The sequence below is a fragment of the Brucella tritici genome, assembly GCF_902825325.1.
GTDB lineage: Bacteria > Pseudomonadota > Alphaproteobacteria > Rhizobiales > Rhizobiaceae > Brucella.
In genome coordinates this window covers 62,775-77,038 of record NZ_CADEAR010000009.1, presented here as the reverse complement: position 1 = coordinate 77,038, position 14,264 = coordinate 62,775, and the positions used below count along the sequence as shown (strand labels likewise).

Sequence of the window (14,264 nt, the reverse complement as noted above, 5' to 3'; positions counted from 1 at the left end):
TCAGGCACGCTTTCCATAACGTTTCCCGACACGGGCAAGCAATATCACCGGCAAAATTCCAACTACCACAATGGCGAGCGCGGCAATGGCCGCTTCTTCATAAGTCCCACGTGCGGCTTCGCCATAAAGATGCGTCGCAAAGGTTTCAACGTTGAGCGGACGCAGCAAGAGTGTAGCTGGCAGTTCTTTCACGCAATCAACGAATACGAGTAGCCCAGCCGCAACAATAGCCGTTTTGGAAAGCGGTAAATGAACTGCGCAAAATGTCTGCGTCACACCACGTCCCAAGGTGCGCGATGCTTGATCCAGTGACAAGGGAATGCGCTCAAGACCGGAATCGATACCACCCGCAGAAATGGCGAGAAATCGGACGACGTAGGCATAGATCACCGCTGCGCCTGTTCCTATCAGCACCAGTCCTGCCGAGAACCCGAATATATGTGATGTAAACTGATTGATGAGGCTATCGAAGCCACTCGCAACGACAAGAATGCCGATAGCGATTACGGTTCCAGGCGCAGCATAACCCATCGTCGAAAAGCGATAAGACCAGCGTGAAATCGCAATGGGGAAAAGCCGAGCCGCATATGCAACAAGCATTCCGCAGATCAGTACCAGAACTGTTGCGATTGAAGCCAGAGTGACTGTGTTGAAAGCTTCGCCGACCAATCGGGGGGATACACCGGCAAAGCGAACGCGCTTTATGGCCTCCACGACCAGATAGATCGCAGGCATGACGAATCCTATGACGATGGGCAGTGAGCAAAGACAGAACAACCAGGCAGCCTGCCCTCGCTTAACTTTCAACGGCTCAAAGCCGCGTGAGTGACGAATATTGGAAGCAAAGCGCTGTTTGCGCCGGGCCCAACGCTCGATCGAAACCAGAGCAACAACCAGAAGCAAGAGAGCGAGCGCTAATTGGGCCGCACCTGGTAAATCAGAACGCGTTATCCAGGTCGTGTAAATCGATACGGTCAATGTACGAACACCTAAAAACTCTGCGGCGCCCACATCATTCAGCGTTTCCATCAAGGCCAAGCTAACTCCGACCGCCACAGCGGGCCGGGCTAGCGGTAAGGCGACTCGCCAGAAGATACCCTTGCGGCTTACACCCAGTGTTCTTGCCGCCTCAATGAGACTGGCAGACTGAGTGAGAAACATAGCCCGCGTGGGAATATAAACATAAGGATAGAGAACGAAACCCAGAAGAAGAATACATCCAGCCATCGAACGGATATCGGGTAACCGCAACTGGCGCGGGCTATCATATCCCAGCACGAAACGAACCGCGCCTTGGACCGGACCAATAGGATGCAGGATATCAAGATAGGCGTAAGCAATAATATAGGTTGGCACAGCCAATGGCAGCAAAAGCGCCCATTCCAACACAGCCCGCCCGCGAAAGTCATAGGCTGTAACCAGCCACGCCGTCGATGTACCAAGAATCGCAGCAATAATGCCGACCCCGGTGAGCAGAACTACCGTTTCGAGAAAAGCAGATGGCAGATTGGTCGCGAACAGATGTGCCCATAGTCGGGTTGAGCCTTGTATAGCTTCCAACGTAAGGGCGAGGATCGGCAGCAAAACCAGAACTGCGACAACAATGGAGAACCACAGCCAACTGCGCCCTGCCCTTGCGGGCTGCAAAAATCGTTTCCGCATAACTGGAAAAGTTTCCATTGGGCTCTCTATAATGCAACGCCGGCGCATGAACTGCACCGGCGTTAGTCTGCCTAGGTCATTCGGCTTTTAGTTATCAAAACCGACTTTGTCGACCAGTTCGCTTGCTTGCTTGCGATGGCTGACGATTTCGGACAGCGGAACGCTGTCGATTTTCAGCTCCCCGAACGATTCCACGATTGGATCAAGGGGCGCACCCGGCTTGACCGGATATTCGAAATTGGCCTTGGCGTAGATCTGTTGGGCCTCATCAGACACCAGATATTCAAGCAGCTTGACTGCAGCATCCTTGTTCGGCGCATTCTTGGCAATAGCTGCACCGCTGATGTTGACCTGGGTTCCACCATCCTTGAAGGTAGGCAACAGAACCTTGATGCCTTCGCCCCAGGCCTTCTGTTCATCACCGCCCTTACCCGAACGCATCAGGCCGACATAATAGGAATTTGCGACTGCAATATCGCAGATACCGCCGACTATATCCTTGGCGCCATCCCGATCCCCGCCCGCAGCCTTGCGTGCGAGATTATCTTTCAGCCCCTTCAACCATTCTTCGGTCTTTTCCGGACCATAATGCGCGATGAAATCCGCGAAGAGCGCGGTATTGTAAGGATGCTGGCCTGCACGGATACAAACCTTACCCTTCCATTTCGGATCAGATAGATCTTCATAATTGATCTTGTCGAGCTCAAGGTCCTTGGCTGCATAAACAACGCGAGCCCGCATGGAGAGCGCGAACCAGTTATCCTTTGCATCGCGAAGCTGCTCTGGAACAGCCTCTTTCAGTACCTTGGAATCGACAGGCTGGGTGAGTCCTTTATCGACGAGATCAACCAGATTACCGGCATCGACTGTCATAAGAATGTCCGCTGGCGAATTCGTCCCCTCGGAGGCCACACGTTCTGCCAGACCATCCTTCAAGAACACGGTATTGACGGTAATACCCGTGGACGACTTAAAAGCGTCGAGCAAGGGCTGAATGAGGCCCGGCTCACGTGTCGTGTAAATGTTCACTTCATCTGCGTGGGCGGCTCCTGCGAACAGCGTTATTGCAACGAGAGCGAGACCAGAACGCGCAAATTTGGACATTTTACCTCCGGATGAACCTATTTCATTTTGAATTATGAGCGAAGTAATCAAGTTATACGGTGAGGCTCGCTAACGGTCAATTACCCATGCAACTCTGACACATATATTTTCGGTCATTTGGGGAAAATAAGCGCCTTATCCCAGTGCGGGCACAGAACAATATTGGTAGTCGATGCGGGAAGCCGCAGTTCTGTGCGTACTCGCAAACGAAAAGCTGTGTCTGTCACCAGTACGACCAATTCTTCGATTTCACCGAGAAACGTGCGTGATTCAATGCGACCTCGCAATGAATCTTCGCCAGTCTCGCCGTCAGTCAGGATGGAAAAATCACGCGGACGCAGATAAACGAACGCCTCGACATCTGGTTCAAGCTTTTCAGCCGCGGCGAGAATCCCAAAGGGAGTGACCAAGTTATCGCCTTCAACTTTTCCCGGTATCATATTGAAGTCACAGAAAAAATCTGCCGCATAACGGTTCGCTGGCCGATCATGGAGTTCGCGCGCATTGCCGCTCTGAACGATCTCGCCGGATCGCATCAGCACAACTCTGTCCCCGGTAGACAGTGCCTCTTCAGCCTCATGAGTCACGATAATCGCGGTTGTCCCGAGCTCCCTCAACAAAGCTACCGTCTCACGACGAACCCGGGCACGCAAACCTCGATCAAGATTTGAGAACGGCTCGTCCATCAGCAGAAGATGCGGCTTCGGCGCAAGAGCCCGAACGAGAGCAACACGCTGCTGCTCACCACCTGAGAGCATATGCGGATAACGATCCGCCATATGAGAGAGCGACACCAGTTCTAGAAGCTCTCTTGTCCGAACATTCGCTTTTTCGCGAGGCATTCTCCGCAAGCCGAACTGGATGTTTTCTTTGACCGTCAAATGCGGAAACAAGGCGTAGTCTTGGAAGACGACACCAACATTGCGCTTTTCCGGCTCAATAAATATCGCCGATCCGACTAGCGTCTTGCCTCCCATCGTGAGCGTTCCACTGTCTGGGGCATCAATGCCGGCAATAATGCGCAATAGAGAAGTCTTACCACAGCCAGAATGACCAACCAGACAGATAATCTCGCCCGCATGAACGTCCAGAGAGATATCATTGAGAGCACGCACCGGGCCAAACTGACGGCTGATACCGGACAAAGCTAGCGCCGGACCGGAATGACCGGAAACCTGTCTGTCGTCGTACGGGTTGCGTGCGTCCATGAGCCAGATCGCGTATCCAAATTACAGTTGATGCGGATATAGAGATACATTTTCCAGAAAGCTACCAAAACAGGATAGAATATCTCAGGAATATCGTGATTAAGTATTTCTAGAACGGCTTATCTTGTTGATCGCGAATGAAAAGCGAGCCATGTTCGCAATGCTTCCACATGCCAAATCACCCAATCGCATTGCAGGAGAATACCGAAATGGGGCCGGTCACGGATAAGGTGGCGACAACCGAAAGCTTGCCGCAGGAAACCAAAATCGCCATCATCGGCGGCGGCGTCATCGGTGTTTCCACGGCTCTCTTTCTGGCCGAGCGAGGCGTCCCTGTTACCCTCCTTGAAAAAGGCGAAATCGCTGGCGAACAATCGAGCCGCAATTGGGGCTGGTGTCGTCGTACGGGTCGTGACAGCCGCGAAATGCCGCTCATCGTCGAAAGTATGCGACTATGGGAAGGCATGAATAAACGCACGGGCCGCGAAACCGGCTTCCACGTTACTGGAATTGCTTACACGGCTGAAAAAGAAGAGCAAATGGCTCTTTATGCCGAGTGGATCAAAATCGCCCGCGAGCATGGTATCGAAACGGAACTTCTCAACACCAAACAAGTTGCAGCACTTGCACCGGGGATCAATCGTCGCCTTGCCGGTGGCATGATTACGCCGCTCGACGGTCGTGCGGAACCGCAAAAGGCCGTTCCCGCATTTGCAGCAAAAGCACAAGAAGATGGCGCTGTCATTTTACAAAATTGTGCTGTACGCGGTATCGAAACGACCAATGGCCGAACCACCGCTGTCCTGACTGAAAAAGGTCGCTTGCGCTGTGAGGCGGTGGTTGTCGCGGGAGGGGCATGGTCCAAGCTTATTGTTTCTGAATTCAATGCCCACCTGCCGCAGCTGAAAGTCCGTTCTTCCGTCTTCCGTACGACACCTCTCGAGGCCAGTGTGGAACCTGCGATTGCATTTTCAGACTTCGCCCTGCGCAAACGGCTGGATGGTGGTTATACGGTAGCGAGCCTTGGTGGATCCATCGCGGATATCGTACCCGATAGTTTCCGGTTTTTCCGCGATTTCATACCGTCGCTTTCGACCGAATGGCGCTCATTGCGATTCCGGTTTGGCGAACGGTTTTTCGAAGAAGCATTCCAGTGGAAGCTCCGACCTGCAGATCAGGTCTCGGTCTTCGAGAAAATCCGTACACTCGACCCTGCTCCGCACAAGGCAGCCAATGCTCAAGTGCTTGCGAAACTGAAGCAGGCAATCCCTTCTTTCGCATCTGCCACAATAGCACAGGAATGGGCAGGTCTCATCGATACGATGCCCGATGTCATTCCCGTCATTTCACCTCTTCCTGGCGTTGAAGGATTGATCGTGGCAACAGGCTTTTCAGGACATGGCTTCGGGATCGGCCCAGGAGCGGGTAAACTTGTAGCCGATATGGTCACAGGAGAAACGCCGATCGTCGATCCTTCGGCGTTTCATATATCGCGCTTCTCCGATGGTTCCAAAATCCGCATCGAGAACTGGGGATAGATAGGTCTTCACTCCGGACTACTCGATCACACCGCAGGCAAAACGCGCTCCGCCGCCGCCAAGTGGCTTGGGTTCATCGGAATAATTGTCGCCACCAACATGAACCATCAAAGCCCTGCCTTTGATTTCATCTAGCGACTTGAGACGCGGAGCCGTAACGCTTTGGGTCACATTGCCCTCGGCATCAGTTTTGAGCAAAGGCAAATCACCAAGATGCCCTTCGCCTTCCGGCCCCATGTGATGCTTGGAATGTGAAGGGTCGTAATGCCCACCGGCGGCTTGCGCCGGAACAGTTTTTCCATCTTGCTCGGCAGGCGCGCAGCTTCCTTTCTCATGAACATGAAAACCGTGCTCACCCGTGGGAAGGCCGCGCAAATCCGGTTTGAATTGCAGTCCTTCTGCAGTTTGCGAGATCGTCACGGTGCCGATCTCCTTCCCCTGACCAGTCGGCAAAGCTTCGTAGAGTTTGACACTCATATCTGCAGCGACAGCGGGAACTGTCAAAAGCATCATTGCTGAAGCAATCAATAACGGTTGCATCTCTTTCTCCTGATCACATTGTTTCGTGACCCAAAGACAACGCACACTGTCTGAAATTGTTCGAAATTAAATTGTCGAAAGAAGGGCCGCGTGACATATGCGTGTCTCACGGCCCGTCAAAGCCTATACTGTTACAAACTGCGCCATCATACCCACATCTTCATGTTCCAGAACGTGGCAATGAAACATGAATGGATGGCTTTTCACTGCCTCGCGATCAAAATGGACAAGTATTTCGGCCTTTCCATCGATCAATGCAGTATCTTTCCATCCTGATTGATGTGCTGGAGGAACCTCTCCGTTTTGGGAAAGAATGCGAAATGATGCCCCATGGATATGGAATGGATGCGGCATCTCTTTTGTTGCAAGATCCCAAATCTCCCAAGAGCCAAGTTTAGCCTCGACATCAATGCGATCCATATCGAATGGCTTACCCGCAATCGCCATTTCGACACCTGACGTCAGAGCTTCAAGCGCCGGTCCTGTATCGGCAGAACTTTTGGCGCCATGCAAATCATGATCCATCGCACCGAACTGCATTAGGTCCATGTCCATATTGCCCATATTATGCCCAGCATAAGGATCGGCTGACGGCTTCGCCATCATTAGCTTCATGTTGTCCGCCATCCTCTCATCGAAGAAAAATGAGCGGCGCCTTACAGAAAGTTTTTCATCAGGCGTATCAGGACCGTCAAGGCGATCTGGAAGGGTCGTGATTTTCCCTTGCAATGCAGCGTCTACGACAAACCGCATTAAATGTAGATCGTCACCGCCGCTATCATCGCCATAGGTCAGCAGGTCAGCCGCCTCGCCGTTGGAGAAATCAACCAGAATCTCATAACGTTCACCGGGGCTGATGGTCAGCCTTTCGACTGGCTCAGGTTTTCCGATAAATCCGCCATCCGATGCAATGACGAGTAAAGGCCGATCATCACTCAGACGAACATGAAAATTTCGCGCATTGGCACCGTTCAGAATACGCAGGCGAACGATGGATGCAGGGACACGCGCTTCGGGTGAAACGACACCGTTCACGATAAGCTTGTCACCACGGAATCCATGCATCAAGTCCATGATATCGGGTTGATAAACCTTATCGCCCTCAATCACCCGGCGATCCTGAAGCACCAGCGGAATATCATCCACGCCGTAATCTTCAGGCAGCCCGCGTTCAGCATCCTTGCCATCCGTAACCACCATCAAACCAGCGATACCCATATGCGCCTGCCGAGCGGTGTTTCCATGCAGATGCGGATGGAACCAGTTGAACGAAGCCGGCTGGTTAACCGTAACTTTCGGCTTCCACACTGTGCCCCCCGCTATCATATTATGTGGTCCACCGTCGAGGACAGACGGAACAAACAGCCCATGCCAATGAAGCGTGGTTTCTTCATCCATGCCATTTTCAACGGAAAGGGTGACCGTTTCACCGTTCTTCAAGCGCACGAGCGGGCCAAGATAAGCGCCATTGATGCCAGCAGATGCCGCTTCACTACCTTCTTCAAAACTATGTCGCCCCTTCTGTATTTTCAGCTTAACGACACCTGATGCATCGGGTTCGATCAGAGCAGGCAGAGGCAAAGGCCCGCCGGTTCGAGCGGTTGATGGGGCGACTGCACCGTGCCGCATATGCTGATGTACATCCTGTGCCCCGATGTCAAAAGGGCGAATGGCAGCAATAAAGGCGGCCCCTGCTCCAAGAGTCAGCAGGCGACGACGTGTAATTCCAGTCATGGTTATTCTCCAGACAATAATCATAATAGCCGCCAAACCTTTGACGGCGATTTCCAGATCAAGCCTGAAGCGATATTGGAGGTCGCAGATCTCTATTTGGAGACTTGCCGTTCAGCGCCGCGACCAGCGGCGGCAAGCCAAAATCCTGTGCTGGAACAAACGCGCGCAAGTCCGCTGCCAACTGGACAACACAGCCACATGTCATCATGACACAAGCATTTGGCGTTTTGGCACCGCGATCCATCGGTGCAGCCTTGCCTTTGTCCGCCGACATAGCCGAGTCGTCCATATGATCCGAAATGTTCACATGGCATTCGGAAACTGTCTGCACAGATGGTGTATCATGCGACATCGCATAACAAAGTTGCGCGGAAACGAGAAACAGGAACGAAAGCAATGTCACGAATACACGGGAAGGCAAACGCAAGACCGCATGGCCTCGCGCTGTACTCCTTACTCCGATATCGTACTTTGCTCGATACATCTTTATTTCCAAACGGACGACACCGGAAATCTAGTCATCAGTCACGACAATTGAAAGACCGAGCCGAGTGATGACGGGAATTTTATCCATTTTCGCGTTTCTTTCCAAAACAGCGCATCCGAACTTATAAAGTTGCTCAAAAGCCGTTTTCTGCTTGCGATTCCATACTCTGCGGTTTTAAAGAAACCACATCTCGGGCTCCTCCCCCAATCTAGACGCCCGCAAGTATTGGATTTGAAACAATGACTGTCGCTGTAGCGGTTTCTCCGCAGAAAAATTCCGCGCGCCGCGTTCTGGCCGCAAGCATGATCGGCACAACGATCGAATTCTTCGATTTCTATATTTATGCCACCGCTGCGGTGATCGTATTCCCGCATCTGTTCTTCCCTGCGAGTGATGGCAATTCTGCGCTTCTACAGTCACTCGCGACCTTCGCGATTGCCTTCTTTGCCCGCCCTATCGGCGGCGCCCTGTTTGGTCACTTCGGCGATAAAGTTGGACGCAAGGCGACGTTGGTTGCCGCGCTCATGACCATGGGCATTTCCACGGTCGCCATTGGTTTCCTGCCAACCTACGACTCCATCGGCGTCTGGGCGGCACTTCTGCTGGCTCTCTGCCGTCTGGGTCAGGGGCTTGGTCTTGGTGGTGAATGGGGCGGTGCAGTCCTGCTCGCAACTGAAAATGCGCCGGAAGGCAAGCGTACGTGGTACGGCATGTTCCCGCAGCTCGGCGCGCCGGTTGGCTTCATTCTGGCAACCGGCATCTTCCTTGTCCTGGCTGAAGCTCTCACTGAAGAACAGTTTTTTGCTTTCGGCTGGCGCATTCCTTTCATCGCCAGCGCCCTTCTGGTCGGTGTCGGGTTGTTCATCCGACTGAAAATCGCTGAAACGCCAGAATTCCAAAAGGCAATCGACAAGGCTGAACGCGTCGAGGTACCGGTCGCAACCCTGTTCAAGCAGCACAAGATGAGCCTTCTCCTCGGCACCATCGGTGCGGTTGCAACCTTCGTCCTGTTCTACCTCATGACAGTCTTCTCACTCGGCTGGGGTACACGCGCTCTTGGTTACAGCCGCGAGGAATTTCTTATTCTTCAGATGGTTGGCGTGATATTCTTCGGCCTCATGATTCCGGTAGCAGCCCTATTGTCCGACCGCTTCGGCATGCGTCCGGTCATGATCATCGTCACTGTTCTGATCGGCCTCTACGGCTTCATCATGGCACCTTTGTTCATGGCTGGTACGGCTGGCGTTCTCGCATTCCTTATCATCGGCTTTGGTTTGATGGGCCTCACTTATGGCCCAATCGGTGCAGCTCTGGCCGAGCCGTTCCCAACCTCGGTCCGCTATACAGGCGCTTCGCTGACCTTCAATCTGGCGGGTATTCTCGGTGCTTCGGTTGCGCCCTATATCGCGACCTGGCTCGCAACGCATTATAGCTTCGACTATGTCGGCTATTACATGTCTGTTGCTGCGGTCATCTCGCTGATCGGTTTTGCATTCATCTCGTTCAAGCGCGACGAGTAATAAACCCTACGAAACAAAAAGCCCGCGTGGACTAATCCACGCGGGCTTTTCTTTTTTAAAAAAGCGTGCTGCTCTTATTCAGTGTCTGCAGCTTCCAGCGCGATAGCCACCGACTGAATAATCGATGCAAAACGCACGGCGGTCTGGATCGTTTCCGACGTCACATTGGCCTTGCGCAGGACATCCTCATGCGCATCAATGCACATGCCACAACCGTTGATCGCAGATACAGCCAGCGACCAGAGTTCGAAATCAATCTTATCGACACCCGGATTACCGATCACATTCATGCGCAGCTTCGCTGGCATGGTGCGATAGTCCTTGTTGGTCGCAAGATGCACGAAGCGGTAATAGACGTTGTTCATGCCCATGATCGACGCAGCAGACTTTGCCGCCTGAATGACGGAAGCATCGACCTTGGCAGCTGCTTCGGCAACAAGCGCCTTGCGCACATCGGCATTTCGAGAGGCAATGCCGCAGGCGACAAACAGACCGTATTTCTGTTGCGATGTCAGAGTTTCGTCGCTTGCCATCGACGAAAGATTGAGACGAACGTCCTTGGCGAAATCCGGGATCTTTGACTTCAGATCATCAATGGACATGGAACCCTCTTTATCTGTCATTTGGATATTAGATAAAAGAAAGGCGGGCCTTGACCCGCCTTTCTGCAAACCAATCAGGGCCTATCAGGCAGCCTTGAGCGTCTCGCCACCGACTTCGCGGTTGCATGGGCAAAGCTCATCGGTCTGCAGCGCATCGAGAACGCGCAGCGTATCTTTTGGAGCGCGACCAACATTGAGGTTGGTTGCGTAAACGTGCTGGATCGTGTTGTCCGGATCGACAACAAAGGTGTAGCGGTATGCGACGCCGTCCGGCGAACGAACACCGAGGCCATCGACCAGCGAACCATTGGTATCGGCAAACGACCAGATCGGCAACTTGTCGAGGTCCTTGTGATCGCGACGCCATGCAAGCTTCACGAATTCATTGTCGGTCGAACCGCCCAGAACGACTGCGTCGCGGTCTTCGAAATCCGAAGCAAGACGCGCAAATTCAGCGATTTCGGTCGGGCACACAAAGGTAAAATCCTTCGGGTAAAAGAAGATAACCTTCCACTTGCCCGCGAAGCTTGCTTCGGTGATTTCTTCAAATGCCGAAACGCCGTTTTCTTCGTGATGGTTGAAACCGGGCTTTACGCCGGTGACCTTGAAGGAGGGAAGCTTGTCGCCGATACCGAGCATTTTATACCTGCCTGTAAATTCAATTGTTATGCGGAAATTTCTGAATTTTCAGAATTTTCCGTCTGCGATTCATATATAGGGATTCTTGTTAAATCGGTCAAAACGATTATAACGATCAAATCCATCGATTTTAACGATGGAGAAAAATCGAAAGATTCAATGCTCAACATAAGCATCCGTCAGCTCCATTACTTTATGGCCCTTGTCAAAGCGGGGTCCTTTTCGCGTGCAGCCGAGGTCGTGGGCGTTACCCAGTCGACGCTGAGTGCGGCGATCCAGACGCTCGAGACAGAACTTGGTGTAATACTGATCGATCGCTCGGGCCGAAGAATGCAGCTTCTGCCTGCCGGTGAAGATTTTTTGGCTCGCGCTCGTACGATCATAGCCCTCATTGAAGAACTACCCGAACATGCGCGGCAGGCCGAGCGACCGCTGACGACCAGATTGCGAATGGGCGTCATTCCGTCGATAGCGCCTTTTCTGCTACCTAAAGTCCTGCCAGCCACCGCCAAAGCCTTTCCCGAACTGCAGTTGACCATTCGCGAGGGCCTTACGCGATCGTTGCTCGACAGTTTGCGTTCGGGTTCGCTAGATGTCGCACTCGTAGCCCATCCCTACGACCTTGATGAATTTGAGGTAGCAGAGCTTGGTCGGGACATCTTCTATCTGGCAGTGCGACGCGATCATGCCCTAGCCAATCGCGACCGGGTCGACGCAGACGACTTGCAGGACCAGCCGTTTCTTTTGCTGGAAACCGGGCATTGCCTTCGTGAACACGTCATGGCTGCTATAGGTTCTACCCCAGCTCAAGCGAGTGGCGACGTTCACGCCACATCCATCATGACCTTGGTACAACTCGTCGATTTCGGGATGGGGGTTACACTATTGCCGGAAGTCGCGGTCAAAGCCGGAGTTACCCGCGGAACAGAGCTGAGTATCGTTCCTTATGAGGGCAGGAACAATTACCGTTCACTGGTTCTCGTCTGGCGCTCCAACGCCGCTCGCCGCAACGAATTTCAGCTCTTCGCTGACCATCTTCGCAGCAAGTGCATGAAGCCGATTTAAAGAACTCCCCACGCGCGAAACCGCCCCCGCCCTGTGATTTCCCGCAAATTGAGTTCCGAAATCAGCTTCAGCGCCCCTTGTTGTGTAACCTGCAGTTCCTTCTCCACCATCTGGCTGGAAATAACGGGACTGCGCAGAACCATCTCCATCAATTGTGGCAATCGCGAATTGGACCTGCGCCCCTTGAGCTTACGCTGCATCTGTTCGCGCGCCAGAAGCAGTCGGTCGTGCTCCTTCATGGTCGTATCGGCTGCATGTTCGATGCTTTCGCAAAACGCCTTGAGACGGATCAGACGGTTGGGCGAACGCCGTTCATCCGGTCGCTTTGTGCGAAGGCCGAGACTAATCGCCGGCAGATGCCCCATTGCAAGACCACTTTGACGCAAGAAGGCGGCAGTCAGCAATCGGCCAATCCATGACGATCGCTGTACAACCTCCAGAGAAAACCATGCGTCGTGGATCAATGCGGCGCGCATAAGTGGCGGCAGATGCCTTGTCCCAACAAGACAATCCCGCCATTCCTGCAAACGCGCATCCTCATCCCAGTCATCGTCGTAAAGTAGCGTATCCCGCGCAGTCGTTTCTGGTTTGGATTTGCCTGGAACTCCGCCTTTCAAAAGTGCGTCAGTCCGTGCAAGCAAATTGTCAATATCATCAAACAACGGATTGACTTCGTCGTCCGTTCCCTCTGACGGCTCAATTTCTGGAGGTGTCGTATCAACCGTTCGACCGAGCAATTGTTGAATGCCGATCGGGCCAAGAGCCCAGTCAGCGGACCTTCCAGCAATCTGTCGGCGCATGCGTAATACGGCATGTGCGATGGTCAGCGCATGGCTTGGCATTCGGCTGTCCATCAAGGCGTCGTGCAAGACCAAGTCTTCCATATGCACAAGCTCAGCTTCAAGCCACATCGAAGCGACGGCATCGTGCATATGCATCCGCTCGACCATACCTTCGCGAATGGGCGAGCGCGAAAGCCGTTCGTCCAGCCGCACCAGAGCCGCCGTAGCCTTGTTCACGGGTACGAAAAACTCTTCAAAAGGCAAATCATCGATCTTATAGGCCATGCCCCGCATATCGCAGCCGATTGCGGAAAAAGGCAAACAAAATTACCGCCTTATCCGAGAACTTCCGCAACTTTGACAGTGCGTCCTTCCTTGACCGAATGAAGAGCCGCCTCAGCCAGAGCCAAAGCTTGCAATCCATCCTCTGCCGAAGGGTGCGGTGCTTTGCCTGTATCAAGTGCATCGATAAACGATGCTATTTCCGCCGCGTATGCAGCGGTATAGCGCGTCATGAAAAAATCGTGCAGTGGCGGGCGGTTATAACCATCTCTGGACGCGATTTCTATCGAGACCGGACGCTGGTTTTCCGCCGAAACAGCACCGAGCGATCCGTGAACTTCAATGCGTTGATCGTAGCCATAGGAAGCGCGCCGTGAATTGGAAATAACGCACTGACGGCCGGAAGCAGTCGTCAAAATGACGCTCGCGCTATCGTAATCGCCGAGTACTCCGATCTTTGGATCGACAAGCACTGAGGCCGAGGCCGATACACTCTCGACTTCCTCACCGAGAAGGAAACGTGCCATGTCAAAATCATGGATCGTCATGTCACGGAAAATGCCGCCGGATACCTTGATATATTCTGCAGGCGGCGCACCCGGATCGCGGCTGGTAATCGTTACCATTTCAACATTGCCGATGCGTCCATCTTCGATGGCCTTGTGGACTGCCGCAAAATGCGGATCGAAACGGCGATTGAAACCCAGCATCACCTTCGCGCTGGTATCACGAATGACAGCGAGACAAGCTCGAACACGTGCAATATCAAGATCGATCGGCTTCTCACAGAAAACAGCCTTGCCGGCGTGCGAAAACCGTTCGATAAGATCGGCGTGTGTATTGGTCGGTGTGCATATGAGCACTGCGTCGATGTCATCTGATTTCTCGATAGCATCAATGCTGCGAACATCCGCCCCGGCAGAATCGGCGATTGCCCTTGCCGCCGCCTGGTTGGCGTCCGCAACGGCGATTAGTTGAGCCCGCTTGTCCGCCGCGATTGCGCCGGCATGAACCTTGCCGATACGGCCCGCGCCGAGCAGTGCCAAACGTGTCACCATTGCCTCATCCTCCCAGGAAACTGGCCACCTTCAGTCAGCCGAA

Annotated in this window: 13 protein-coding genes; 3 read left to right on the top strand and 10 right to left on the bottom strand. The window is 53.2% G+C overall.

Annotation, left to right across the window (positions count from 1 at the left end; genetic code table 11):
- The 3 genes from HWX93_RS14495 to HWX93_RS14485 all read right to left on the bottom strand — a co-directional run bounded on the left by HWX93_RS14495 (position 1) and on the right by HWX93_RS14485 (position 3,974).
- Positions 1 to 1,680, bottom strand: a complete 1,680-nt coding sequence (locus HWX93_RS14495; RefSeq protein ID WP_419190961.1) for an ABC transporter permease — start codon at positions 1,678 to 1,680, stop codon at positions 1 to 3.
- Positions 1,681 to 1,749: 69 nt separating this feature from the next.
- Positions 1,750 to 2,766, bottom strand: coding sequence for a Fe(3+) ABC transporter substrate-binding protein (locus tag HWX93_RS14490; RefSeq protein ID WP_176037727.1), 1,017 nt, complete (start codon positions 2,764 to 2,766; stop codon positions 1,750 to 1,752).
- A 113-nt stretch (positions 2,767 to 2,879) separates the two neighbouring features.
- Complete coding sequence (locus HWX93_RS14485) at positions 2,880 to 3,974, bottom strand: ABC transporter ATP-binding protein (RefSeq protein ID WP_176037726.1); 1,095 nt, start codon at positions 3,972 to 3,974, stop codon at positions 2,880 to 2,882.
- A gap of 209 nt (positions 3,975 to 4,183) precedes the next feature.
- On the opposite strand from HWX93_RS14485, the gene HWX93_RS14480 reads away from it, so the two are divergent.
- The gene (locus HWX93_RS14480) at positions 4,184 to 5,512 is read left to right on the top strand and encodes an NAD(P)/FAD-dependent oxidoreductase (RefSeq protein ID WP_176037725.1); all 1,329 of its coding nucleotides are present in this window, start codon (positions 4,184 to 4,186) and stop codon (positions 5,510 to 5,512) included.
- 18 nt (positions 5,513 to 5,530) lie between these two features.
- Here the strand turns inward: HWX93_RS14480 and sodC are convergent, their stop codons facing one another.
- From sodC to HWX93_RS14465, 3 genes are all read right to left on the bottom strand, one after another.
- Entirely contained in the window at positions 5,531 to 6,052 is a 522-nt protein-coding gene (sodC, locus tag HWX93_RS14475; RefSeq protein WP_176037724.1) for a superoxide dismutase family protein, read from the bottom strand.
- Positions 6,053 to 6,175: 123 nt separating this feature from the next.
- Positions 6,176 to 7,786, bottom strand: a complete 1,611-nt coding sequence (gene cueO, locus HWX93_RS14470) for a multicopper oxidase CueO (RefSeq protein WP_176037818.1) — start codon at positions 7,784 to 7,786, stop codon at positions 6,176 to 6,178.
- Between the two features lie 58 nt (positions 7,787 to 7,844).
- Positions 7,845 to 8,270: a hypothetical protein gene (locus tag HWX93_RS14465; RefSeq protein WP_176037723.1), complete on the bottom strand. Its 426-nt coding sequence runs from the start codon at positions 8,268 to 8,270 to the stop codon at positions 7,845 to 7,847.
- 242 nt (positions 8,271 to 8,512) lie between these two features.
- On the opposite strand from HWX93_RS14465, the gene HWX93_RS14460 reads away from it, so the two are divergent.
- Positions 8,513 to 9,793, top strand: a complete 1,281-nt coding sequence (locus HWX93_RS14460) for an MFS transporter (RefSeq protein ID WP_176037722.1) — start codon at positions 8,513 to 8,515, stop codon at positions 9,791 to 9,793.
- A gap of 74 nt (positions 9,794 to 9,867) precedes the next feature.
- Here the strand turns inward: HWX93_RS14460 and HWX93_RS14455 are convergent, their stop codons facing one another.
- Together HWX93_RS14455 and HWX93_RS14450 are read right to left on the bottom strand one after the other, a co-directional pair.
- Complete coding sequence (locus HWX93_RS14455; RefSeq protein WP_151554507.1) at positions 9,868 to 10,395, bottom strand: carboxymuconolactone decarboxylase family protein; 528 nt, start codon at positions 10,393 to 10,395, stop codon at positions 9,868 to 9,870.
- An 84-nt stretch (positions 10,396 to 10,479) separates the two neighbouring features.
- Positions 10,480 to 11,034, bottom strand: coding sequence for a peroxiredoxin (locus tag HWX93_RS14450; protein WP_006469087.1), 555 nt, complete (start codon positions 11,032 to 11,034; stop codon positions 10,480 to 10,482).
- 159 nt (positions 11,035 to 11,193) lie between these two features.
- Between HWX93_RS14450 and HWX93_RS14445 the strand changes: the two genes are divergently transcribed.
- Positions 11,194 to 12,099: a hydrogen peroxide-inducible genes activator gene (locus tag HWX93_RS14445; protein ID WP_109986441.1), complete on the top strand. Its 906-nt coding sequence runs from the start codon at positions 11,194 to 11,196 to the stop codon at positions 12,097 to 12,099.
- Here the strand turns inward: HWX93_RS14445 and HWX93_RS14440 are convergent.
- Positions 12,096 to 13,166, bottom strand: a complete 1,071-nt coding sequence (locus HWX93_RS14440) for an RHE_PE00001 family protein (RefSeq protein ID WP_176037721.1) — start codon at positions 13,164 to 13,166, stop codon at positions 12,096 to 12,098. The genes HWX93_RS14445 and HWX93_RS14440 overlap by 4 nt on opposite strands.
- Positions 13,167 to 13,216: 50 nt before the next feature.
- Positions 13,217 to 14,221, bottom strand: coding sequence for an inositol 2-dehydrogenase (gene iolG / locus HWX93_RS14435; RefSeq protein WP_176037720.1), 1,005 nt, complete (start codon positions 14,219 to 14,221; stop codon positions 13,217 to 13,219).
- Positions 14,222 to 14,264 lie beyond the last annotated feature (43 nt).